Origin of the sequence: Pseudomonas sp. S32 (assembly GCF_016648095.1) — a bacterium.
Taxonomy (GTDB): Bacteria; Pseudomonadota; Gammaproteobacteria; order Pseudomonadales; family Pseudomonadaceae; genus Aquipseudomonas; species Aquipseudomonas parafulva.
Genome location: NZ_JACVVF010000055.1, coordinates 1 through 22,082, shown reverse-complemented (window position 1 = coordinate 22,082; position 22,082 = coordinate 1). Strand labels below are relative to the sequence as shown.

Annotated in this window: 19 protein-coding genes and 1 pseudogene; 9 read left to right on the top strand and 11 right to left on the bottom strand. The window is 63.7% G+C overall.

What is annotated here, in order from left to right; translation table 11 throughout:
* A complete protein-coding gene (locus IAE38_RS21040; protein WP_028635106.1) occupies positions 1-1,158 on the bottom strand; it encodes an efflux RND transporter periplasmic adaptor subunit in 1,158 nt (385 codons plus the stop codon).
* A gap of 257 nt (positions 1,159-1,415) precedes the next feature.
* On the opposite strand from IAE38_RS21040, the gene ttgR reads away from it, so the two are divergent.
* The gene (gene ttgR, locus IAE38_RS21035) at positions 1,416-2,048 is read left to right on the top strand and encodes an efflux transport transcriptional regulator TtgR (protein WP_201164042.1); all 633 of its coding nucleotides are present in this window, start codon (positions 1,416-1,418) and stop codon (positions 2,046-2,048) included.
* A 52-nt stretch (positions 2,049-2,100) separates the two neighbouring features.
* Here the strand turns inward: ttgR and IAE38_RS21030 are convergent, their stop codons facing one another.
* Entirely contained in the window at positions 2,101-3,552 is a 1,452-nt protein-coding gene (locus IAE38_RS21030; protein WP_201164043.1) for an MDR family MFS transporter, read from the bottom strand.
* A gap of 374 nt (positions 3,553-3,926) precedes the next feature.
* Here IAE38_RS21030 and IAE38_RS21025 point away from each other — a divergent pair, with 374 nt between their 5' ends.
* Complete coding sequence (locus tag IAE38_RS21025) at positions 3,927-4,796, top strand: isocitrate lyase/PEP mutase family protein (protein ID WP_028635103.1); 870 nt, start codon at positions 3,927-3,929, stop codon at positions 4,794-4,796.
* A gap of 21 nt (positions 4,797-4,817) precedes the next feature.
* Here IAE38_RS21025 and IAE38_RS21020 read toward each other — a convergent pair whose 3' ends face one another.
* Positions 4,818-5,723: a LysR family transcriptional regulator gene (locus tag IAE38_RS21020; RefSeq protein WP_201164044.1), complete on the bottom strand. Its 906-nt coding sequence runs from the start codon at positions 5,721-5,723 to the stop codon at positions 4,818-4,820.
* Positions 5,724-5,826: 103 nt separating this feature from the next.
* Here IAE38_RS21020 and IAE38_RS21015 point away from each other — a divergent pair, with 103 nt between their 5' ends.
* Both IAE38_RS21015 and IAE38_RS21010 read left to right on the top strand, forming a co-directional pair.
* Positions 5,827-6,702, top strand: a complete 876-nt coding sequence (locus tag IAE38_RS21015; RefSeq protein ID WP_201219107.1) for an MBL fold metallo-hydrolase — start codon at positions 5,827-5,829, stop codon at positions 6,700-6,702.
* 27 nt (positions 6,703-6,729) lie between these two features.
* Positions 6,730-7,344: an NAD(P)-dependent oxidoreductase gene (locus IAE38_RS21010; RefSeq protein ID WP_201219105.1), complete on the top strand. Its 615-nt coding sequence runs from the start codon at positions 6,730-6,732 to the stop codon at positions 7,342-7,344.
* Here the strand turns inward: IAE38_RS21010 and IAE38_RS21005 are convergent.
* On the bottom strand, positions 7,320-8,228 hold the full coding sequence (locus tag IAE38_RS21005) for a LysR substrate-binding domain-containing protein (RefSeq protein WP_201219103.1): 909 nt from the start codon (positions 8,226-8,228) through the stop codon (positions 7,320-7,322). The two genes, IAE38_RS21010 and IAE38_RS21005, sit on opposite strands and share 25 nt — an antisense overlap.
* Before the next feature lie 114 nt (positions 8,229-8,342).
* Here IAE38_RS21005 and IAE38_RS21000 point away from each other — a divergent pair, with 114 nt between their 5' ends.
* Entirely contained in the window at positions 8,343-9,977 is a 1,635-nt protein-coding gene (locus tag IAE38_RS21000) for a 5-guanidino-2-oxopentanoate decarboxylase (protein ID WP_201164047.1), read from the top strand.
* An 8-nt stretch (positions 9,978-9,985) separates the two neighbouring features.
* Here the strand turns inward: IAE38_RS21000 and IAE38_RS20995 are convergent, their stop codons facing one another.
* Positions 9,986-10,906, bottom strand: coding sequence for an AraC family transcriptional regulator (locus tag IAE38_RS20995; protein ID WP_201164048.1), 921 nt, complete (start codon positions 10,904-10,906; stop codon positions 9,986-9,988).
* A gap of 201 nt (positions 10,907-11,107) precedes the next feature.
* Between IAE38_RS20995 and IAE38_RS20990 the strand changes: the two genes are divergently transcribed.
* Together IAE38_RS20990 and IAE38_RS20985 are read left to right on the top strand one after the other, a co-directional pair.
* Positions 11,108-11,401: a putative quinol monooxygenase gene (locus tag IAE38_RS20990; RefSeq protein ID WP_028635096.1), complete on the top strand. Its 294-nt coding sequence runs from the start codon at positions 11,108-11,110 to the stop codon at positions 11,399-11,401.
* Positions 11,402-11,477: 76 nt separating this feature from the next.
* Positions 11,478-11,711, top strand: a complete 234-nt coding sequence (locus IAE38_RS20985; RefSeq protein WP_201219101.1) for a hypothetical protein — start codon at positions 11,478-11,480, stop codon at positions 11,709-11,711.
* Here IAE38_RS20985 and IAE38_RS20980 read toward each other — a convergent pair whose 3' ends face one another.
* From IAE38_RS20980 to bglX, 6 genes and pseudogenes are all read right to left on the bottom strand, one after another.
* Positions 11,712-12,317, bottom strand: coding sequence for a flavin reductase family protein (locus IAE38_RS20980; RefSeq protein ID WP_201219100.1), 606 nt, complete (start codon positions 12,315-12,317; stop codon positions 11,712-11,714). It lies immediately after the preceding gene.
* A gap of 97 nt (positions 12,318-12,414) precedes the next feature.
* Positions 12,415-12,621: pseudogene (locus IAE38_RS20975) on the bottom strand (heme utilization protein); the annotation flags it as partial.
* A 291-nt stretch (positions 12,622-12,912) separates the two neighbouring features.
* Positions 12,913-14,232: an MFS transporter gene (locus IAE38_RS20970; RefSeq protein WP_028635093.1), complete on the bottom strand. Its 1,320-nt coding sequence runs from the start codon at positions 14,230-14,232 to the stop codon at positions 12,913-12,915.
* A gap of 244 nt (positions 14,233-14,476) precedes the next feature.
* Positions 14,477-15,811, bottom strand: coding sequence for a sigma-54-dependent transcriptional regulator (locus IAE38_RS20965; protein WP_201219098.1), 1,335 nt, complete (start codon positions 15,809-15,811; stop codon positions 14,477-14,479).
* Positions 15,808-17,562, bottom strand: a complete 1,755-nt coding sequence (locus IAE38_RS20960; RefSeq protein WP_201219097.1) for an ATP-binding protein — start codon at positions 17,560-17,562, stop codon at positions 15,808-15,810. Before IAE38_RS20960 ends, IAE38_RS20965 begins: the two co-directional genes overlap by 4 nt.
* A gap of 42 nt (positions 17,563-17,604) precedes the next feature.
* Positions 17,605-19,896, bottom strand: coding sequence for a beta-glucosidase BglX (gene bglX / locus IAE38_RS20955; RefSeq protein WP_201219096.1), 2,292 nt, complete (start codon positions 19,894-19,896; stop codon positions 17,605-17,607).
* A 186-nt stretch (positions 19,897-20,082) separates the two neighbouring features.
* Between bglX and IAE38_RS20950 the strand changes: the two genes are divergently transcribed.
* Together IAE38_RS20950 and IAE38_RS20945 are read left to right on the top strand one after the other, a co-directional pair.
* On the top strand, positions 20,083-20,700 hold the full coding sequence (locus IAE38_RS20950) for a TPM domain-containing protein (RefSeq protein WP_201219095.1): 618 nt from the start codon (positions 20,083-20,085) through the stop codon (positions 20,698-20,700).
* A 66-nt stretch (positions 20,701-20,766) separates the two neighbouring features.
* Entirely contained in the window at positions 20,767-21,972 is a 1,206-nt protein-coding gene (locus IAE38_RS20945) for a class I SAM-dependent methyltransferase (protein ID WP_201219093.1), read from the top strand.
* The last annotated feature ends 110 nt before the right edge of the window (positions 21,973-22,082 follow it).

Here is a 22,082-nt window from a genome sequence, read left to right as displayed (position 1 = left end):
TTACTCCGCTTTGGCGTCAGCTGGCGCTGCGTTGCCCTGTTCAGGGCTACCCGGCTTCTTGACGTTGGTGGCGTCGCTGACCTTGACCTCGACGCCAGGGCGCACGTACTGCAGGCCTTCGGTGATCAGGCGGTCGCCGGGGTTCAGGCCTTCCTCGATCAGCCAGTCGCTGCCCAGGGTACGGTTGGCCTTGAGCTGGCGCAGCTCGACCTTGTTGTCCTTGCCGACCACCAGCGCTGTGGGTGCGCCTTTGAGGTCGCGGGTTACACCCTGCTGCGGGGCAAGGATGGCATTGGCGTTGACGCCGGCCTTGAGCCGCGCGTGCACGAACATGCCTGGCAGCAGCGTGTGGTCAGGGTTGGCGAAGATGGCGCGCAGGGTCACCGAGCCGGTGGTTTCGTCCACGGCCACTTCCGAGAATTCCAGGCGGCCTTCCTGCTTGAACAGGCTGCCGTCCTCCAGCACCAGTTGCACCGAGGCGGCGTTATCGCCGGCCTTCTGCAGTTGGCCGCTTTCAAGGTCACGGCGCAATTTGAGCAGTTCGGCAGTGGACTGGGTGACGTCGACGTAGATCGGGTCCAGTTGCTGGATGGTGGCCATGGCGTTGGTCTGGCCATTGTTCACCAGCGCGCCCTCGGTCACCGCAGAACGGCCGATACGGCCGCTGATCGGTGCCATGACCTTGGTGTAGCGCAGGTCGATCTGGGCGCTCTTGAGCGACGCTTCTGCCTGCAGGCGCTTGGCGTTGGCGTCATCGTATTCCTGCCGGGAAACCGCCTGTTCATCGATCAGCTGCTTGTAGCGATCGGCCAGCGAGCGGGTTGCCTGAAGGTCGGCCTGGGCATTGGCCAGGTTCGCCTCGTACACCGCAGGGTCGATCTGGTACAGCTGCTGGCCCTGCTTCACCTCGCTGCCTTCCTTGAACAGGCGCTTGAGGATGATGCCATTGACCTGCGGGCGCACTTCGGCAACCCGGTAGGCGGTGGTGCGACCCGGCAGCTCGGTGGTCAAGGTGAAAGCCTGGGGCTGAAGGGTGACGACGCCGACCTGAGGAGCCTGCGCTGCGGGCGCTGACGCTTCTTCTTTCTTGCAGCCACTGAGCAGGGTTGCCAGGGCGACGGCGGAAACCAGAGCGGTAACGGCTGGCTTGAATTGCATGAGTATCCTCGGGGCGCTGGAGCAGGGAGACGCTCAAGAGTAGTGGAAGAGTCTTGATCCGGATAACAGGTTACCCGGTGGATAAATAGCTTGCTAAGGAATATACTTACATTCATGGTTGTTTGTAAATACCGCTGAGTTGTACTCCGTTACCACTACAGCCCTTGATTAGCTTGATCCGTGAGGCCCCCAGCAGAGGTGCCCCGGAGCCTTCCCGCACGCAGTCTCACGTGTGGGCCAGATGAGGTTGTACTGCCATGGTCCGTCGAACCAAAGAGGAAGCCCAGGAAACTCGCGCCCAGATCATCGAGGCAGCGGAAAAGGCTTTCTACAAGCGCGGGGTCGCGCGAACCACCCTCGCCGACATCGCCGAACTGGCGGGTGTGACGCGCGGGGCGATCTACTGGCACTTCAATAATAAAGCCGAACTGGTGCAGGCGTTGCTCGATAGCCTGCACGAAACCCATGACCATCTTGCACGCGCCAGTGAGAGCGAAGACGAAATGGACCCGCTCGACTGCATGCGCAAGCTGTTGCTGCAGGTGTTCAACGAGCTGGTGCTCGACGCCAGAACCCGGCGTATCAATGAGATTCTGCATCACAAGTGCGAGTTCACCGATGATATGTGCGAAATCCGCCAGCAGCGCCAGGCGGCGGTACTGGATTGCCATAAAGGCATCACCCTGGCCCTTGCCAATGCCGTGCGCCGTGGCCAACTGCCCGAAGGGTTGGACGTGGAGCGCGGGGCGGCTGCGATGTTTTCTTACATCGACGGCCTGATCCGGCGCTGGCTGCTGCTACCCGAAAGCGTGGACTTGCTTGGCGACGGTGAAAAATGGGTTGATGCCGGGCTGGATATGCTGCGCTTGAGCCCGGCGATGCGCAAATAACACTTTGTTAAGGTTTGTGAGGGCATATTTCCCCCTGCTCTCGTGATGGCTGCTAGTGACCGCGTAATTGACGGTCCGGCAGCGCCACCGCTACCAGCACCCCCACCAGCCCGACGACTGCGCTGCCCATCAACAGGTGGCGGAACGTGGTCAGCAAGCGTGCCTGGGTGTGCGGGTCTACCTGACCGGCCTTGAGGCTGCCCAGCAGCGGATTGTCCAGCAGTGCGAAACCGCCCTGGTGCAGCAGGGCGAGCAGCAGGCTGGACATGCACGCCACACCCATGGCGCCCCCAAGCGAGCGGAACAGGTTGGTGGTGCTGGTTGCCACGCCGATGTCCCGACTATCTACCGCACTTTGCGTACCCACCAGCGAAGTCGGAAATTGCAGCCCGCAGGCGATACCGGTGATCAGCATGAACAGCGCACTCAACAGCCCCGCCTGGGGTGGGGTCAGCGCCATGGCGAAGATGGCGCACGGCATCATCAGTGCGCCGGCAAGAATCTGCGGCTTGTAGCGCCCGGTCAGGGAGGTCAGGCGCCCGCCGGTAAATGCACCGATGGGCAAGCCCATGGCCAGGGGCAGCAGGTGCAGGGCCGCACTGTCGGCGCCACTGCCGGTGATGCCCTGGTAGCGCAGGGGCATGAGCATGGTCAGTGAAATGGACTGGAAGCTGGCGAAAAAGATCACCGCCCAGCACAGCACCGCCACCCGGTTGCCGAACAGCGCCAGGGGCAGCAATGGCTCGGCGCATCGGCGTTCATGGGCTACGAACAGGGCCAGGCCCATTACCGCACAGGCGAACAGTGTCAGCACGGCGGGGTCGGCCCAGGCGTGGCCTTGCCCGACCAGGGTTATGCCCAGCAACAGGCTGCCCAGGCCGAGGATCAGCAGCACGGCGCCCAGGTAGTCCACCTGAGCCTGGCGGTGCTGCACCGGCATGCCAGCCAGTGCCCGGTGGATCGCCCAGAGCGCCACCGCCCCCAGTGGCAGGTTGATCCAGAACACCCAGCGCCATGACAGGTATTCGGTCAGCCAGCCGCCCAGCACTGGCCCGGCGACGCTGGCGACCGCGTACATGCTGCTGAAATACCCCTGGTAGCGGCCACGCTCGCGCGGTGGCACGAAATCGCCGATGATCGCCTGGCTTACCGACACCATGCCGCCGGCGCCAACCCCTTGCAGTACCCTGGCCAGTACCAGTTGCTGCATGTCCTGGGCCAGGGCGCAGGCGATCGAGGCCAGGGTGAACAGGCTGATGCCGGTCAGGATCATGCGCCTGCGCCCGTACAGGTCTCCGAGCTTGCCATAGATCGGCACCGCGACGGTCATCGCCACCATGTACCCCGAGATGACCCAGGCCAGCAGGCCGACGTCGTCGAACTGGGCAGAGATGGCCGGGAGCGACACGGCCACGATGGTCTGGTCCAGTGCGCCCAGGAAAATGGCCAGCATCAGGGCGGTGAGCACGTTGCGCAAAGCGGCAGGGGGGAGGGCGGCGGTCACGAATTTACCTTGTCTGTCGATGGCAGGCTTCGACACGCAGTGGTGCGTTGAAGGACGCTGAATTGTAACCCGACTTAGGTAGCTTCCTATGTACTATCAGCATCGCCTATGCAAGATCGGCATTGGCGCATTCATCCAGTGCACCATGGCCGCGTGATATCGTTGGTATGCCAGAAGCCCCAGAGGCCGCGTATTGCACCAGCTTGGTGCGTTATTGCAAGTCATCGCCGAGGTCCCTGGCTCCCGCACCTATTATTCCTCTGCCTGCATGTCGAACATGGCCTTGCGCTGATGGCAAGGTTCGATACAGGTCAGGCAAACCCGATTCAGGGGTCTGTAGTTACCGTTCAAATTTCTTCAATAGTGGAGTGATCATGCCCAAGGCTTCCCATCAAGATCTGCGTTTTGCCTTCCGCGAGCTGCTCGCTTCAGGTTCTTGCTACCACACCGCTTCGGTGTTCGACCCCATGTCGGCGCGCATCGCCTCGGACCTGGGCTTCGAGGTGGGCATTCTGGGTGGTTCGGTTGCCTCGCTGCAGGTGCTGGCTGCACCTGACTTTGCCCTGATCACCCTGAGCGAATTCGTCGAGCAGGCCACCCGCATTGGCCGGGTGGCGCAGCTGCCGGTACTGGCCGACGCGGACCACGGCTATGGCAACGCGTTGAATGTGATGCGTACCGTGATCGAGCTGGAGCGGGCAGGGGTTGCCGCGCTCACCATCGAGGACACGCTGCTGCCCGCGCAGTTCGGGCGCAAATCCACCGACCTGATTTCGGTCGAAGAAGGGGTGGGCAAAATTCGTGCGGCCGTGGAGGCGCGCGTTGACGCGTCGCTGTCGATCATCGCCCGCACCAATGCCGGGGTGCTCAGCACTGAAGAAATCATCGTGCGTACCCAGAGCTACCAGAAGGCCGGTGCCGATGGCATCTGCATGGTGGGGGTAAAGGACTTCGAGCAGCTGGAGCAGATTGCCAGCCACCTGACGGTGCCGCTGATGCTGGTCACCTACGGCAACCCCAACCTGCGCGATGACGAGCGCCTGGCGCGCCTGGGCGTGCGCATCGTGGTCGATGGCCATGCCGCCTACTTCGCGTCGATCAAGGCCACCTACGACTGCCTGCGCCTGCAGCGCGGCCAGCAGAACAAATCGGAAAACCTCAGCGCCACCGAGCTCTCGCACACCTACACCCAGCCTGAGGACTACATCCGCTGGGCCAAGGAGTACATGAGCGTCGAGGAGTGACCTTGCGCCGCTGGCGCGGGGTCAGAGGTCTGCGTCCCACGCCGGCTCGTCCTTGAAGCGCTGCGCAAGAAAATCCAGCATGCTGCGCAGCGTTGCGGGCATGTGCTTGCGCGAGGTGTAGACCGCATTCAGGCTCAGCTCCCGTGGCTTGGCCTTGGGCACCAGGCGAATCAGCTGCCCGTTGCGCAAGGCATCGGCAGCCTGATAGGTGGGCAGCATGGCGATGCCTGCACCGGCAAGTGTGGCCTTCTGCAGCGTCATTGCCTCATTCGCGCTGATATTGCCCGACACGGGTATGGCCACCTGCTGCCCGCCCACCTCGAAATGCCACAGGCCATGGCCGAAGTAGGCATGGGTTAGGCAGTTGTGGCGGGTAAGGTCTTCGACGCGCTGGGGCGCGCCGTGCTCACTGAGGTAGGACGGTGCGGCGCAGATCACCGACCGGCACACGCTGAGCCTGCGGGCAATCAGGTTGGGGTCCAGATCATTGCTGGTGCGTATCGCCAGGTCGATGCGTTCGTCCACCAGGTTGACGGTGCGGTCGAGCATCTGCAACTCCACGTTCACCCCTGGGTAGCGGCGCACGTAATCGGCCACTGCATCGGCCAGCTGAGCCTGGCCAAACGAGGTGCTCACGCTGATGCGCAGCGCACCGCGTGGCGCGTCATCGGGCTGCTGCACGGCGCTTTGCAGGTCTGTGGCCATGGCCAGCATCTGCCGGCAGCGTGGCAGCACCTCCTCGCCGGCGGCGGTAAGGCTCAGCTTGCGCGTGGTGCGCTGCATGAGCCGCGCGCCCACCCAGGCTTCCAGCTCTGCCAGGTAGCGTGACACTACCGGCCGCGACAGTTGCAGATGATCGGCCGCCGCTGATTGGCTACCCAGGTCGACCACGGTGACGAAAACGCGCATTGCGGTAAGGCGGTCCATGATTTGCTCGATTCCAGAAACAAACTATGTCGCAGGATCGCATTTTTTGTACTGGTTACGGCAACTATGCTGTTGGGCATTGCCAATCTGAAAGGTTTCCCCGATGCCCCTTCTCAACCCCTTGCGCGTGATGCTTGTGGCCTGCCTGGCGCTGGCCGGGCAGGCACTGGCTGCAGCCCCTTTGCAGGTGGACGTCTACAACCCCGGCGAGCAGGCCATCTTCCCGGTGAGTTCGGTTATCGTCAGCGGCGAGCACGATGCCGTGCTGGTGGACGCCCAGTTCGGCAAGGCCCAGGCCGAGCAACTGGTGCAGCGCCTGCGCACAAGTGGCAAGCGCCTGACCGCCATCTACATCAGCCATGGCGACCCCGACTACTACTTTGGCCTCGACACGCTGACCCGGGCCTTCCCGCAGGCCAAGGTGCTGGCATCGGCGCCGACCGTGGCGCATATCCGCCAGACCATGGCTGCCAAGCTGGCCTACTGGGGGCCACAAATGGGCGCGGACAAACCTGCAAAGCTGATCGTGCCGCAGGTGCTGGCAGGTGATCGCCTGATGCTGGAAGGCCAGGCCCTGGAGGTGCGCGGCCTGGGCGGGCCGCAACCGGACCGCAGTTACGTCTGGATACCTTCGATCAAGGCCGTGGTGGGCGGGGTGGTGGTGTCTGAAAACATCCATGTGTGGATGGCTGATACCCAATCGGCGCAGTCCCACCAGGCCTGGCTGGCGACCCTGGCCGCTATCGAGGCGCTGGCGCCCGAAACGGTTGTGCCCGGCCACTACCTGGGCACCGGCAGCCGGTCACTGGCAGCTGTGCGTTTCACGGCAGGCTACATACGTGACTTCGATGCCGAAACGGCCAAGGCCCACGATGCTGCGCAACTGATCGACGCCATGAAACAGCGTTACCCGGGGCTGGCCGACGAGAATTCGCTGGCGCTCAGTGCCAAGGTCGCCAAAGGCGAGATGACGTGGTAACCCGAACTTACTGAAGGAGCATGACCCATGAGCAACATAGCAATCATCGGTGCGACTGGCCGTGCCGGCAGCCAGTTAGTGGCGGAAGCCTTGCGCCGTGGCCACAGTGTGTTGGCCATCGCGCGAAACCCATCGGCCTTGCAGGGCCGTGAAGGGGTCAAGGTGCAGCCGCTGGACGTGAACGACAGTGCCGCGTTGCAGGCAGCGCTGACGGGCGTGGACGCGGTGCTCAGCGCTGCACACTTTGCCAGTATCGAACCCGAGGCCATCATTCAGCCGGTCAAGCGCGCAGGTGTGAAGCGGCTGTTGGTGGTCGGTGGCGCCGGTAGCCTGCTGCTGCCTTCCGGGCAGCGGGTAATCGACACCCCGGATTTCCCGGAAGCCTACAAGGCCGAAGCCATTGGTGGGGTGCGGTTTCTTGAGGTGCTGCAGCAAGAACCCGACCTTGACTGGACCTTTCTGTCGCCCTCGGCCGAATTCGTCGAAGGCGAACGTAGCGGGCACTACGTGCTCGGCAAAGACCACTTGCTGATCGGGGCCGACGGCAAAAGCTGGATTACCTTTGCCGATTATGCAATTGCCCTGCTCGATGAACTGGACACCCCCCGGCATTCGCGTCAGCGCTTCACGGCCGGGTACTGATACGCAGGGTCAGTGCTGGCACAGGCCTGCAGCCACGCCAGCAACTCGACCAACCCAGGCGCCAGGCCCTTGGCCTGGCTGACCAGGTAATAGCCCTTGCCGGTCATCACCCTCAAGGCGAACGGCGTACACAGGCGCCCTGCGCGCAGGTCTTCGCCGATCAGCGCCCAGTCACCGATGGCAACGCCCGTGCCTTGCGTAGCCATGGCCATGGCCATGTCCAGCGTCTCGAAATGCTGTTTGTGCCCTCGACCGCTCAGGGTCACCCCGGCGGCCTGCAGCCAGGCATGCCAGTCCCGCTCGTCCCGCGACGGATGCAGCAGCATGTGCTCGCCCAGGTCCTGGGGCTGCAACAAAAGGGGTAGGCCTTCGCGTAGCGACGGCGCGCAGACCGGGGTGAGTTGCTCATCGAACAGCTTGTACGCCCGCAGCCCCTGGGGCGGTGCAGCGCCATAGACCACTGCGGCATCGAAGCCTTCCCGGTGCAGGTCCACGCCATGCTGCACGGTGGTGGTCAGTTCCACCGGCACCTCCGGGCGCAGGGCCTGCCATTGCATCAGGCGCGGCAGCAGCCAGCGCATCACACAGGTCGGCGCCTTGAGTTGCAGGGTGCTGCTGTGCCCAGCCACCTCACGTACACCCTGCTCGATGAGGGTAAACACCTGCTGTACCCGAGGCAGCCAGTCGAGGCCTTCGCGGGTCAGGCTCAGGCCTCTGGCCTGGCGCTGGAACAGCGGGTAACCCAGGTGTGCTTCCAGGGCCGCGATCTGGCGGCTCACAGCCCCTTGGGTGATATGCAGCTGCTGGCCAGCGCGGGTGAAATTGCAGTGCTGGGCGGTGACCAGAAACGTGTGCAGTGCAGGCAGGGGAGGTAAGCGATTCATTGGTAGCAGCCATGATTTCAGGACATGGCAAGTATGTGTATTTTTGCATTGTGCGGGTAGGCCATCGTTGCGTCCAATAAGCCCTTGTCCGAAGCAAGAACAGGGTGGAAGCGCATGGCAACTTGTGGCGAAGTGTTGGTGAAGTGGCTCGAAGCTTATGGCGTGGATCATGTTTTTGGCATTCCCGGTGTGCATACCGTCGAGCTGTACCGTGGCCTGGCGGGTGCTGCCATCACGCACATTACGCCACGCCATGAGCAAGGCGCAGGCTTCATGGCCGACGGGTATGCACGTACCCGGGGACAACCTGGGGTGTGTTTCATCATCACCGGGCCAGGCATGACCAATATCATCACGGCCATGGGCCAGGCCTATGCGGACTCCATCCCGATGCTGGTCATTTCCAGTGTGCAGGCCCGCAACCAACTGGGCGGTGGCCGTGGCAAGCTGCACGAGTTGCCCGATCAGGGCGCACTGGTCGCGGGCGTGGCTGCGTTTTCCCACACCTTGATGAGTGCGGGCGAGCTGCCCGCGGTGCTGGCGCGGGCGTTTGCGGTGTTCGAGGGCGCGCGGCCACGCCCTGTTCACATCGAGATCCCCTTGGACGTGCTGGTCGAGCCTGCCGACCACTTGCTGCCGGCAAGGCCGGTGCGTACCCACAGGGCGGGCCCCGCGCTACAGCCCTTGCACCAGATGGCCGAGCGCCTGGCAGTGGCCAAGCGGCCGCTGCTGCTGGTAGGGGGCGGTGCCCTGGCGGCCAGTGAGGCGCTGGTGCGGTTGGCCGAGCATTTGCAGGCGCCCGTGGCCTTGACCATCAACGCCAAGGGCCTGTTGCCTGCGGCCCACCCGCTGCTGATCGGTTCGACACAGTCGCTGCAGGCCACCCGTGCACTGGTGGCGGAGGCCGATGTAGTGCTTGCCATTGGCACCGAGCTTGGCGAAACCGATTACGACGTGACCTTCCAGGGAGGCTTCGAAATCCCAGGCAGTCTGCTGCGCATTGATATCGACCCTGATCAGACCGTGCGTAACTACATGCCAGCGCTTGCCCTGGTGGCAGACGCCAGGTTGGCCCTGGAGGGGCTGATCGCTGCCCTGCGTGGCCGGCAGCCGGTGTACCAGGCGGGGTGGGGTGCTGGCCGGGTGGCAGCACTGCGCATGGCCGTGGCTCGGCAATGGGACCAGGCTACCTTGAGCCAGACGCGCTTGCTGACAGCCACGCTGCAAAGCTTGCCGGACGCCATTCTGGTGGGCGATTCGACCCAGCCGGTGTACACCGGCAATTTCACCTTGGACATGGACCGACCACGGCGCTGGTTCAATGCATCGACCGGCTACGGCACCCTGGGTTATGCACTGCCTGCCGCGATGGGGGCGTGGCTGGGTAGTGCGGTCAAAAGCCAAGACCGCGCGCCAGCGGTGTGCCTGATTGGCGACGGCGGGTTGCAGTTCACCTTGCCGGAGCTGGCCAGTGCGGTGCAGGCACAGGTGCCGCTGATCGTGCTGTTGTGGAATAACCAGGGCTATGAAGAGATCAAGAAGTACATGGTCAACCGGGCCATCGAGCCGGTCGGGGTAGACATTCATACCCCCGACTTCGTCGCCGTGGCACAGGCGCTGGGGGCGGCGGCTGAACACGTGGCCGATGTGTCGCAATTGCACACAGCGCTGGCCCAGGCGGCCAGACGCAGCGGCCCGACGCTGCTGCACATCGACCAGCAGCAGTGGCAGCAGGCTGTGCCAGGCTGAAGGCCGGCCTAGCCGGCACTGGAGCGCAGGCGTGCCACGTCGCGGATCGGTGGCGCGCCATACAACCGGCTGTATTCGCGGCTGAACTGCGAGGGGCTTTCATAACCCACCCGATAGGCCGCCACGGCGGCTTCCAGCCCGTCATTGAGCATGAGCCTGCGGGCCTCCTGCAGGCGCAGCTGCTTCTGGTACTGCAGCGGGCTCATGGAGGTCACTGCCTTGAAGCGGTGGTGCAAGGTGGAGATGCTGAGGTTGACCTCGCGGGCCAGGTCCTCGATGCGCAGCGGCAGCTGGAAGTTTTCATTGAGCCAGCTGATTGCCTGGCACACCCGGTGGGTCTGGCTGTTGGCCAGGGCGATTTCGTACAGCCGATAGCCTTGGGGCCCGCGCAGTAAACGGTACAGGATTTCCCGGCGAAACAGCGGCGCCAGCATGCCGATATCCCGTGGGCTGTCCAGCAGGCGGATCAGCCGCAACAAGGCATCGAGCAATGCAGCGTCGGTCTTTTCCACATACAAACCCCGCCCCGAGGGCCGGTTAGGCACCAGCATCGGCCCGCTTTCGGCGATCAGCTGGCTGATCTCGGCAGGGTCCAGGTCCATGCGCAGGCCCAGGCTGGGGTTCTGCGGGCTGGCATCGAGCTTTACCGCACTGAGCGGCAAGGTCACCGACACCACCATGTAGTGCAGCGGGTCGTAGGCATATTGCTCGTCGCCCAGAAACAGGCTTTTGCTGCCTTGCGCCAGGATGCACAGCGCAGGTTGGGCCAGCGTGGGCACCGAGCGGACGTTCTCGGTGTAGCGCACCAGGTACAGGTTGTCGATGGCCGAGGCGGGCCCGTGGGGATCGCCGGCATGGCGGCCGATCAGCGCGGCCAGCTCCTGGCGATGGGTTTCCAGATGCGGGTCTAGGGGCGGGGCGGTGGTCATGGTGGCATTCCTCTGCTGACCGACGCAGCATAGGTTTGGGCAACACATGAAGCTAGTCGAATACTGCACGCCGATTGCCTGATCCTGCAGCGCGGCAGGATCAGGCAATCGGCGTGCAGTATTGGCCTAACGTGAACGGCCGGTGGCGCTCTAACCTTGCCAGCCTGGCTTACCCGACCGCCGCTTCAGGGAGATGGTGCAATGACGCTCAAACAACCGGTCACCCACCTTGCTTTCATCCGCGCCAGTAACGGCCGCTCGGCCGAGCTGGGCGCCCGCTTGCGTGACTTGCTCGAACCTTCACTGGGCGCCCCGGGTTGCCTAAGCTTTACCGTGCAGCGCTCCCAGGCCGATGCCGACCTGTGGTTGCTCAGCGGCAGCTGGCAGGACCAGCAGGCGATGAACGGCTACTTCGCCTCGCCTACCCTGCAGGTGTTCGGTGAGCTGGTGCAGGCCGAAGTGGTCAGCAGCCTCGACCTGCACACCTTTGGCTGACCGGTGGCACGCGACAGCCGCGTTGCCGGGCTGCTTGGCGTAACATGACGGCTCTTTCAACCACGCGGAAAGCACTATGGCACGTAGGGAGTTTGCACAGTTCGAGGCGGTTTCGGCGATGGTGCCGGTGGACGGCGGGGGCTACCACGCGGCCATCGCGGTGAAGGCGCTGGGCATGGGCGGCGCACCGCGCTTCCACAAGGTGCTGGAGGGGCAGGTATTCAAGGGCGCCGTGGCTGCCGATGAAGCGGCCACGGCCGAGTTGCAGCGCCTGCGAGGTGTGAGCGGAGCAGGCGAGCTGATCTGGTGATCAGGCCTGCGGCCTGACCATCTTGAACAGGTTGCCCAGTTCGAAATAGTCCGCCGGGCCGCCGCCACGCAGGATGGGTTCGGCGGCAGCGGTGTCGTAGATGCCGTCCTTGAGCAGGTGCTCGGCAATATGCACGGCCACCACCTCGCCCAGGATCAGCCAGCTGGGCACCGGCTGCTGGTCAGCACGCTGCAGTTGCACGATCTGGGTTACCTTGCACTCGAAGGCCACCGGCGTTTCGCCTACCCGCGGCACCTTGACGATGCGCGACGGGGCGGCCGTGAGCCCGCTCAGTTCGAACTCGTTCACTTCCGGCAGTACTGCCGCACAGCTCTGGTTCATCTGCTCGGCCAACGGCCGGGTTGCCAGGTTCCAGACAAACTCCCCAGTCTGCTCAATGTTGTTCAGGCTGTCTTTGCGCCCCACGCTACAGAAACCGATGATCGGCGGGATGTAGTTGAAGGCGTTGAAGAAGCTGTAGGGCGCCAGGTTCAGGCGGCCCTGGCGGTCCTGGGAGGAGATCCAGCCGATCGGGCGGGGGCCAACGATGGCGTTGAAGGGGTCATGCGGCAGGCCGTGGCCTTGTGCGGGTTCGTAGTAGTACATCGGTGCTGGGCTTGCCGGCCCACCTCCTGGGTTGACGGGCCCCTAGTGTGCCAAGGCTGCGGCCGCCTGCAAATCATCAGGCAGCGCTGTAGGGTCAGCTGATGCGATGGCCATGGGTGCGATCGAAGCCATCTTCCGCGAAGCGCTGGGCTCCGGTGCGGTCAAAGCCGTCTTCTGCGTAGCCGGACGCCTGTGCGTGAGGCGCTGCAAAACCGTGCGCCTTGGTCCGGTCGAAACCGTCTTCGGCATAAGCGCCAGCAGCAAACAACGACAGGACGAGGGCAAGAAGGGTGTGGATTTTCATAAGGGTTACTCCAAGGGATGGATGACTGTGTAGGTATGTATCGTATTTTACGCCTACAATATTGATTGTTAAGCGCATAATATTGCGCTAAATAATCGTATTATTAGATATATTGGCGTACTCAAATGCCTGCCTTCGCGTGAGCGGCGGCGGTTCTCAAGGTGCTGGGGCAAATGATTATTCAGCCTGGGCAGTATCTGGCTGTGGAATTAATCGAGTATTAAGGGGTAGGCACAACGAAAAAAGGCGCTCCATCACTGGAGCGCCCTTTTTCGTTGTTACCGGCAGCGATCAGTCGGTGGTGATCCGGGAGTGCTGCTTGGTGTCTTTCATGGTGGCGTACACCAGCAGGGAGCAGGCGATGCACCCTGTGACGTACCAGTAGAACCCGCTCTCCATACCCGCGCTCTTGAACCACAGCGCCACGTATTCAGCGGTCCCACCAAAGATCGACACCGTCAGGGCGTAGGGCAGGCCTACACCCAGGGCGCGGATTTCGGTGGGGAACAGTTCGGCTTTTACCACCGCGTTGATCGAGGTGTAGCCGCTGACGATGATCAGCGCCGCCATGATCAGGAAGAACGCGCCCCACCAGGTCTGGATGGTGTGCAGGGTGCTGAGGATCGGTACGGTGAACAGCGTGCCCAGTACGCCGAAGGCAATCAGGATCGGGCGGCGGCCGATCTTGTCGGACAACCCGCCAATCACCGGTTGCAGGCACATGAACAGGAACAGCGTGGCGGCCGAGATGGTGGTGGAGTCACTGATGCTCATGCCCACCGTATTCACCAGGTACTTCTGCATGTAGGTGGTGTAGGTGTAGAACGCCAGGGTGCCGCCCATGGTCAGGCCGACCACGGTCAGCAGTTCCTTGGGGTGGCGCATCAGGGTGCGCATCAGGCTTTCCTTGGCCTTTTCCTTCTTGGTGAAAGAGGCGGTTTCTTCCATACCGCGACGCAGGTACAAGGCAACCACGGCGCACAGGGCACCGATCACGAACGGTACGCGCCAGCCCCAGGCATACAGCTGCTCGGTGGTCAGGGTCTGTTGCAGGATGATCAGCACTGCCAGGGCGATGAGCTGGCCGGAGATCAGCGTGACGTACTGGAAGCTCGAGAAGAAGCCACGGCGGTCCTTGCTGGCCATTTCACTGAGGTAGGTGGCCGAGGTGCCGTATTCGCCACCCACCGACAAGCCCTGCATCAGGCGCGCAATCACCAGCAGAACGGGGGCAGCAACGCCTATGGTTTCGTAACCGGGGGTAAGGGCGATGACCAGCGAGCCGGCGCACATCAGCAGTACCGACGCCATCAGCGCCGCCTTGCGGCCCTTGCGGTCGGCGTACAGGCCCATCAACCAGCCACCGATGGGGCGCATCAGGAAACCTACGGCGAAGATCGCCGCGGTGTTGAGCAATTGTGCGGTGGAGTCGCCCGCCGGGAAGAATGCCTTGGCGAAGTACAGCGAGAATGCTGCGTAGACGTACCAGTCATACCATTCGACCATGTTGCCGATGGAACCGCTGAAGATCGATTTGAGGCGGCTGGCGGTGGTTTTTTCTGCGGCCGGCGCGTTGGCCGCCCCGGCTGGCAGGGAGGTGGCGTTATCCATCAGGGATACCTTCTCGTTGTTTTTGTGGAGCGCGCCTGGGCGCAGCTGGCACAGGTGATTGCAGAAGGTGTGCCAAACGGGGGCGCTGTGACCCGTCTTTGGGCATTTGAGGGGCGGTAGCCCTTACCAGCACTGCGCCCGGGGTGTGGTCGGTGGCGCAGGCCAACGGCCAGAAGTGGGCGGGCCTGCGCCTTAGACAAGCAAAAATCCGCTCATGGGGCTGGCCAAGTAGGCGGATTTCCGCTTATTGGCTCGACAAGAAATCTTCTCGTAACAAGCCGTGGCGCTGCATCTTTTCGTTGAGGGTGCGCCTGGGAAGCTGCAGGTCGTCCATCACAGCCTTGATCTCGCCCCCATGCTGGCGCAGCGCTGCGCGCAGGCACTGCGCTTCGTAGGCTTCCATGCGCTCGCTCAGGGATTGACCTGCCGGCACAGGGTCAAGGGTGGGTGAGCCAAGCCCTAGCGCATGACGCTCTGCCGCGTTGGCCAGTTCGCGCACGTTGCCCGGCCAGTCATGGGTGAGCAATTGGGCCAACTGTGCACCAGACAGGGGCGCGGCATTGCGGCCCAGCTTGTTGGCAGCGGCGGTGGCAAAGTGTTCGAACAGCACGGCGATGTCTTCCCGCCGTTCGCGCAAAGGCGCCAGGCGCAACTCGGCAACATTCAGCCGGTAGGCAAGGTCTTCGCGAAAGCGCCCTGCCCGTGCCTCTTCGAGCAGGTCGGGTTTGGTGGCCGCGATGATGCGCAGGTCCACGCTGATGCTCTGGTTGGCGCCCAGGCGTTCGATTTTCTGCTCTTGTATCACCCGCAGCAGCTTGGCCTGCTGCGCCAGCGGCATGCTTTCGATCTCGTCGAGAAACACCGTGCCGCCGCTGGCGTACTCCAGCTTGCCAATGCGCTTGCCCTGGGCGCCCGTGAAGGCACCGCTTTCATGGCCGAACAGCTCAGCCTCGAACAACGCTTCCGGAATGGCCGCGCAGTTGAGTGCCACAAAAGGCTTGTCGGCCCGTGGACCAAAGTCATGCAGGCAGCGCGCCACCCGCTCTTTGCCGCTGCCCGTCTCGCCACGGATCAGCACATTGACGGGCAGGCCTGCCAGGTCGAGCAACTGGCGGCGCAGCAACTGCGTGCTTTGAGCCATGCCAATCAAGCTCGCCTCCAGCCGGGTCTTGAGGTCGGCCTGTTCGTGCAGGCGGCGGTTTTCCAGTACCAGCTGGCGTTTCTCCAGGGCGCGGCGCAGGCTGCCCAGCAGGTGTTGCGGGGTGAATGGCTTTTCCAGGAAGTCATAAGCACCGCTGCGCATGGCGTCCACGGCCATTGGCACATCGCCATGGCCGGTCAGCAGGATCACAGGCAGGTCGGGGTCGGCTGCCTGCAGGCGTTCCAGCAACTGCAGGCCATCCATGCCCGGCATGCGGACGTCGCTGATGACCACCCCGGGGAAGTGCGCTGGCAGCTGCGCCAGGCACTCGTCGGCACGGGCGAACAGCTGCACATTGAAACCGGACAGGCTCAGCCACTGCTCCACAGCGCTACGGATGCTGGCCTCATCGTCGATGACGATCACTGAATTCATCATGCGGGCTCCAGGTCACGGGGCAGGGTGAGGCTAAGGCAAGCGCCGCCGGGCACGTTTTCGGCCTGTAGCCGGCCACCTGCGTCATGCACGATGCCATAGGATATCGCCAGGCCAAGCCCCAGGCCTTCGCCTACGGGTTTGGTGGTGAAGAACGGCTCAAAGATTCTGGCCAGGTCGGCCTCGGCGATACCACCGCCCGAGTCCAGAATACTCAGGCGCCACAGCCCGGCCTGCGGTTCTATGCGGATTTCAAGGCGGCGGTAGCCCTTGTTGGCCATGGCGTCCAGGGCGTTGCGCAACAGGTTGATCAACACCTGTTCCAGGCGGATGGCATCGCCCCGCACCCAGGCCGGGCGCGCCAGGTACAGGGCCAGCTGGATGCCTTCACTGTGGATGCGGGTTTCCAGCAGGTGCAGGGCCTGGTCGACCACGGTGGCCAGGTCCAGCCGCTCGCGCAGGCCACCCGGGCTGTTGCGGGCGAATGTTTTCAGGTGGCTGGTGAGGGACGCCATGCGGGTCAGCATCTGCTCCAGGGGTTCGAGGGCCTGGCGCGCTTCATCGTAGCGCCCATGGTCCAGCAGCAGGCGCAGGGTTTCCAGTTGCATGCGCTGGGTCGTCAGCGGCTGGTTGATCTCATGGGCCATGGCCGCAGACATCTGCCCCAGTGCCGCCAGTTTTGCCGTTTGTACCAGCCCTTCCTGGGCGGTGCGCAGCTCCCGGGTGCGCTCCTCGACCTGGCGCTCAAGCTCGGCGCGGCTGCGCTGGCGCAGGCGGGCAATACGCAGGCGCTGGCTGACGAACAGCGCCGCGAACACCAGGCTGAGCCACACGGCAGCGGCGCCCAGTGCCGCATTGCGGGCATCCGGGCCTACCTGGGGCTTGCGCAGCAGGTGCAGGGCCCAGCGTTCGCTCTCCAGCGGCAGGGTTTCCCACAGGTAATCGGCGCTGCCCTGGGGGCCTTGCACGCGGCTGAGGGTGCTGTTGGCGGCAAACCGGGTGAGCACCTGATGGGGCAGGGGCACAAGGGGTTGCTTGTCGTACTGACGGGTTTCAGCCAGTTCGGCACGGTCGGCGCCGGTCAGCGGCTGCAGTTCCCGGTAGCGCCAGCCGTCCTGGTTGGCAATGAAGGTGATGCCGCGGGCATCGCTGACCAACAGAATGTCGCTGCCTTGGCGCCACTCACGCTCAAGCTCTGGAAACTCCAGTTTTACAACCATGGCGCCGAGAAAGCGGCCCTGTTCGTCGAGCACCGCGCTCGACAGAAAATACCCCGGTACGCCACTGGTCACACCCACCGCGTAGAAGCGACCGTTACCCTGGTTGCGGGTCTGGGTGAAATAGGGCCTGAAGCCATAGTTGGAGCCCACGTAGCTGGTGGGTAGCCGCCAGTTGCTAGCGGCGATGGCCAACCCGGTGCGGTCGAGCAATTCGAGGGTGGACGAGTTGGCCGCGCCGTTGATCCTTTCAAGCTTCCGGTTCAGGGCATTTTGCACCTGGTCGTCGACAGGGCCGCGCAAGGCGGCGATCAGTTCCGGGTCCAGTGCCAGCACCGCAGGCAGCGCCCTGTAACGGTCGATCAGGGTGTGCAGGGTATTGGCGTACAGGCCCAACTGCTGGCTGGCAAGCCGGGCGTCGGCCTCCATGGCCTGACGCTTGGCGTGGTGCATGGCCCAGCCCGCGCTCAGCACGGTGCCCAGCACGATCAGCAAGGTGATCAGCCCCAAACGCAGGGCGCGGAAGGTGAAGGGCATCGGGTCAGGTCCGGTGGTTGGCTATCGGGGCGGCCTACTCAGTCAAAGCAACTCGAAGTCCTGTTGCTGCACCGCCTCGGCGTCCAGCCCTACCTGCACGTTGAACTCACCCGGCTCGGCAACCCGCTGCAGTTGGCCATTATAGAACTTCAGGTCGTCTTCGCTGATGGCGAAGGTCAACTGCCGCGATTCGCCGGGCTGCAGCATCACCTTCTGGAAATGCTTCAGCTCTTTGACTGGCCGGCTCATCGACGCGGTTACATCCTGCAGGTACAGCTGCACCACGGTCTCGCCGGCAACCTTGCCGGTGTTTTTCACCGTCACCTTGGCCTGCAGGGTATCGCCGCGCTTGAACTGCTTGTGCGAAAGGTCAAGCCCCGACAGTTCGAACCGGGTGTAGCTCAAGCCGTAACCGAATGGGTAAAGCGGGCCATTGGGTTCCTCGAAGTACTGCGAGGTGTAGTTGCCCGGCTTGCCCGGCGTGAACGGCCGGCCGATACGGGTGTGGTTGTAGTACATGGGGATCTGCCCGACAGACCGCGGGAAGGTGATGGGGAGCCTGCCGGACGGGTTGTAGTCACCGAACAGCACATCGGCGATGGCGTTACCCCCTTCGGTGCCGGCAAACCAGGTTTCCAGAATGGCGTCAGCCTGCTCGCGCTCCCAGCCGATGGACAGCGGGCGGCCGTTCATCAGCACCAGTACCAGCGGTTTACCGGTAGCCTTCAACGCCTTGATCAGTTCTCGCTGGCTGGCCGGGATCTCGAGGGTGGTGCGGCTGGACGACTCGTGGGACATACCACGCGATTCGCCGACCACCGCCACCACCACGTCCGACTGCTCGGCCGCCTTGACCGCTTCGTCGATCAGCACCGCAGGTGGCCGTGGGTCGTCGACGATTTCCGGGGCATCGAAGTTCAGGAAATTCAGGTAGTCGAGAATCGCCTTGTCACCGGTCACATTGGCGCCCTTGGCGTAGACCAGCTTGGCCTTGCCCTCCACGGCCCGGCGCAGGCCTTCGCGCACGGTGACCGAATGTTCAGGCCTGCCATCGGCAGCCCAACTGCCCATCATGTCAATGGGGGCGTCGGCCAGTGGGCCGACCAAGGCGATGGTGCCGGCTTTTTTAAGCGGCAGCGCCTGGTTACGGTTTTCCAGCAGCACCAGGCTGCGCCGCGCCACGTCCCGTGCGGCCTCGCGGTGCAGGCGGTCGTTGCCGTAGTAGTCCTTGAGGTCGGTTTCAGCGTTGCCGATACGCACGTACGGGTCCTTGAACAGGCCCATGTCGTACTTGGCACCGAGCACTTCACGCACGGCCTGGTCCAGCTCGCCCTGGCTGACCTCGCCGGTTTTCAGCAAACCTGGCAGTTCCTGGCCGTACAGGGTGTCGTTCATGCTCATGTCGATACCGGCCTTGATCGCCAGCTTGGCGGCTTCACGGCCATCGCGGGCGACACCGTGGCGGATCAGCTCCTGGATGGCCCCATGGTCGCTGATGGTGACACCTTTGAAGCCCCACTCCTTGCGCAGCACATCGTTCATCAGCCAGGTGTTGGAGGTGGCCGGCACGCCGTTGATCGAGTTCAGCGCCACCATGACGCCGCCAGCCCCGGCATCCAGCGCGGCGCGGTAGGGCGGCAGGTAGTCGTTGTACATTTTGGGCAAGCTCATATCGACTGTGTTGTAGTCGCGCCCGCCTTCCACGGCGCCGTACAGGGCGAAGTGCTTGACGATGGCCATGATGCTGTCGGGGTTGGCCGGGCTGCTGCCCTGGAATGCGCGCACCATCACCTGGCCGATTTTCGAGGTCAGGTAGGTGTCTTCGCCGAAGCCTTCGCTGGTGCGGCCCCAGCGTGGGTCACGGGCGATGTCGACCATCGGCGCGAAGGTCATGTCCAGCGCATCGGCCGCCGCTTCGATGGCGGCCGTGCGGCCAACCTTGGCGACGGCGTCCATGTCCCAGGTGGCAGCCATACCCAGGCCGATAGGGAAGATGGTGCGCTCGCCGTGGATGGTGTCATAGGCGAAGAACATCGGGATCTTCAGCCGGCTGCGCATGGCCGCGTCCTGCATCGGGCGGTTTTCCGGGGCCGTGCGTGAGTTGAAGGTGCCACCGATGCGGCCGGCGGCGATTTCTTCGCGGATCTTCTCGCGGGGCATTTCCGGGCTGATGCTGATCAGGCGCATCTGGCCGATCTTCTCGGCCTCGGTCATCTGGCTGACCAGGTGATCGATGAACGCCCGTTTGTCTTCAAGGGGCGGCGCGGGTGTGGCGGCAAGTGCCGCCTGGCTGGCAAGGCCCATGGCCAGGCCCAGCAAAGACAGTTTCATCAATGAATTCCGTTGAGGGCCTGTGCCGTATCCAGCGTGATACGTGCGCGGCCGAAGTTTTCGGGCGGCTATTGTTGTACGATTTGCAGGCATCTCTTCCAGCGGCGGATTATGCCTGAATATCTCGCCCGCGGACGAAGCCCCGCAAGCCGGGACAACAACTATAAGAACGCTCAAGAGAACGACGGCATGACCCCTCTCGACCTGTACCATCAGCGCCAGATCGCCGAAGCCATTGCCCGTGCCGAGCAGCGCACCGACGCCGAGCTGGTCACGGTGCTGGCCCGGCGCGCCGATGACTATGCCTACCTGCCGCTGTTCTGGGCAGCCCTGTTGGCGCTGGCGGTGCCTGGCATGCTGCATTGGCTGCTGGGCTGGCCCAGCGTGCGCGGCCTGATCGTCGCCAACGCCCTGCTGTTCATCGTGTTGTGCCTGCTGCTGCGCAGCCCGCACGTTGCCAGCCGGCTGACGCCGCGGGTATTGCGGCGCTTGCGTGCTTCGCGGCTGGCCCGGCAGCAATTTCGCGTGCTCAACCTGCAACGCACGGTAGGCGCCACCGGCGTGCTGATCTTCGTCAGCGAGGCGGAGCAACATGCCGAGATCCTGGCCGACCACGGCGTCGCGTGCTTTCTCGACGGTGCAGCCCGCGGGGCCCTCGTCGCTCGCCTGGCCGAGCAGGTACGCGGTGGCCAGACCCTGCAGGGTTTTGTCGAATGCATCGATGCGTGTGCAGAACTGCTGGGCCAGCATGTGCCGCCTACCCATGCCCGCAACCAGTTGCCCAACCGGCTGGTGATCCTCGACTAGCGCGCCAGCGGGCGAAGGCGACAAGGTGTAGAATGCGCTCCCCGCTATTCGAGGCACCGTTTTCCCATGTCTGCCAGTCCCTCCACGCCGGATGCGCGCGTCCAGTTTCTCGACCTGCTCGGCACTGCCCTGCAGGGCAACACGCTGGTAAAGCTGGTGCTGGCGCGCCCTGTGGGTGCCGACCCGACCTTGCAACGCATCATTGCCAAGCCGCTGTCTGTGAAGGGCCAGCCGTGCCTGTCGCTGGTCTATCGCCACCAGACCCGCGACATCACCCGCAACCTGCCCTCAGAGCAGGCGCTGGCGTTGGTGGCCGAGCTGCTGCCGGGCAGTTTTCGCAATGCGCACCTGTTCGATGCCGAGGGGGAGGTGCAGCTTGCCTTCAGCAAGAAAGGCAAGCCCATGCTGCAGCGTCACGGCGCGCAGGCTCCGCGAGAAGCGGTGGTGGATAACGGCCATGACCGGGAGAAGAAGCGTTACCTGACGCTGTCCCGGCCGTTCCTGCGCGACCTGGGGGTTACCGACGCCCATGGCGCGCTCATCCCGTCGATGTCGCGCAAGTGGAAGCAGATCAACAAGTTCATCGAGGTGTTCGACCACGCCCTGGCCAGCGCCCCGGTACCGGCCGGGCAGACCTTGCGGGTGGCAGACTTTGGTTCTGGCAAGGGCTACCTGACCTTTGCCATGCACGATTACCTGCGCAATACCCTGGCCCGTGAGGCAAAGGTGACCGGGGTGGAACTGCGCCAGGACATGGTCGAGCTGTGCAACGCCGCCGCTGGCCGCCTGGAGCACCCGGGCCTGGAGTTCCAGTGTGGCGATGTGCGCAGCGTGGTGCCCGAAGCCATCGAGGTGATGATCGCCCTGCATGCCTGCGATATCGCTACGGACTATGCCATCCACACAGGTATCCGTTGCAACGCCGCGATCATCATGTGCTCCCCGTGCTGCCACAAGCAGGTGCGCCCGCAACTGCAAAGCCCGGGGCTGCTGCAACCCATGTTGCAATACGGCCTGCACCTGGGCCAGCAGGCCGAGATGCTCACCGACAGCCTGCGCGCGCTGTACCTGGAGGCCTGTGGTTACGAGACCAAGGTGTTCGAGTTCATCTCGCTGGAGCACACCAACAAGAACAAGATGATTCTTGCGGTGAAACGGCGGCAGCCCGTGGGCAACGGTGCGCTGTTGGAGAAGATTGCCCAGCTCAAGGCATTCTACGGCGTGCAGGAGCATTGCCTGGAGACGCTTCTGCGGGCGGACAGGCTGCTTTAACACCCCATGCTCGTACGAAAGATGTAGGAGCGAGCGTAGCTCGCGATGCGCCGCGCGGGCGGCGCTCGATTTCGCAGGCGCTGCACCTGGAAAGGCGAACACCTCCCAGC

What these genes read in the sequence shown, in the direction of transcription:
- ttgR (WP_201164042.1), top strand. Translation starts at nt 1,416, where the DNA reads ATGGTCCGTCGAACCAAAGAGGAAGCCCAGGAAACTCGCGCCCAGATC.
- IAE38_RS21000 (WP_201164047.1), top strand. Translation starts at nt 8,343, where the DNA reads ATGGCAACTTGTGGCGAAGTGTTGGTGAAGTGGCTCGAAGCTTATGGC.
- IAE38_RS21025 (WP_028635103.1), top strand. Translation starts at nt 3,927, where the DNA reads ATGCCCAAGGCTTCCCATCAAGATCTGCGTTTTGCCTTCCGCGAGCTG.
- IAE38_RS20970 (WP_028635093.1), bottom strand. Translation starts at nt 14,232, where the DNA reads ATGGATAACGCCACCTCCCTGCCAGCCGGGGCGGCCAACGCGCCGGCC.
- IAE38_RS21040 (WP_028635106.1), bottom strand. Translation starts at nt 1,158, where the DNA reads ATGCAATTCAAGCCAGCCGTTACCGCTCTGGTTTCCGCCGTCGCCCTG.
- IAE38_RS20945 (WP_201219093.1), top strand. Translation starts at nt 20,767, where the DNA reads ATGTCTGCCAGTCCCTCCACGCCGGATGCGCGCGTCCAGTTTCTCGAC.
- IAE38_RS20985 (WP_201219101.1), top strand. Translation starts at nt 11,478, where the DNA reads ATGGCACGTAGGGAGTTTGCACAGTTCGAGGCGGTTTCGGCGATGGTG.
- IAE38_RS20980 (WP_201219100.1), bottom strand. Translation starts at nt 12,317, where the DNA reads ATGTACTACTACGAACCCGCACAAGGCCACGGCCTGCCGCATGACCCC.
- IAE38_RS20950 (WP_201219095.1), top strand. Translation starts at nt 20,083, where the DNA reads ATGACCCCTCTCGACCTGTACCATCAGCGCCAGATCGCCGAAGCCATT.
- IAE38_RS20995 (WP_201164048.1), bottom strand. Translation starts at nt 10,906, where the DNA reads ATGACCACCGCCCCGCCCCTAGACCCGCATCTGGAAACCCATCGCCAG.
- IAE38_RS20960 (WP_201219097.1), bottom strand. Translation starts at nt 17,562, where the DNA reads ATGCCCTTCACCTTCCGCGCCCTGCGTTTGGGGCTGATCACCTTGCTG.
- IAE38_RS20990 (WP_028635096.1), top strand. Translation starts at nt 11,108, where the DNA reads ATGACGCTCAAACAACCGGTCACCCACCTTGCTTTCATCCGCGCCAGT.
- IAE38_RS21005 (WP_201219103.1), bottom strand. Translation starts at nt 8,228, where the DNA reads ATGAATCGCTTACCTCCCCTGCCTGCACTGCACACGTTTCTGGTCACC.
- IAE38_RS20965 (WP_201219098.1), bottom strand. Translation starts at nt 15,811, where the DNA reads ATGATGAATTCAGTGATCGTCATCGACGATGAGGCCAGCATCCGTAGC.
- IAE38_RS21010 (WP_201219105.1), top strand. Translation starts at nt 6,730, where the DNA reads ATGAGCAACATAGCAATCATCGGTGCGACTGGCCGTGCCGGCAGCCAG.
- IAE38_RS21020 (WP_201164044.1), bottom strand. Translation starts at nt 5,723, where the DNA reads ATGGACCGCCTTACCGCAATGCGCGTTTTCGTCACCGTGGTCGACCTG.
- IAE38_RS21015 (WP_201219107.1), top strand. Translation starts at nt 5,827, where the DNA reads ATGCCCCTTCTCAACCCCTTGCGCGTGATGCTTGTGGCCTGCCTGGCG.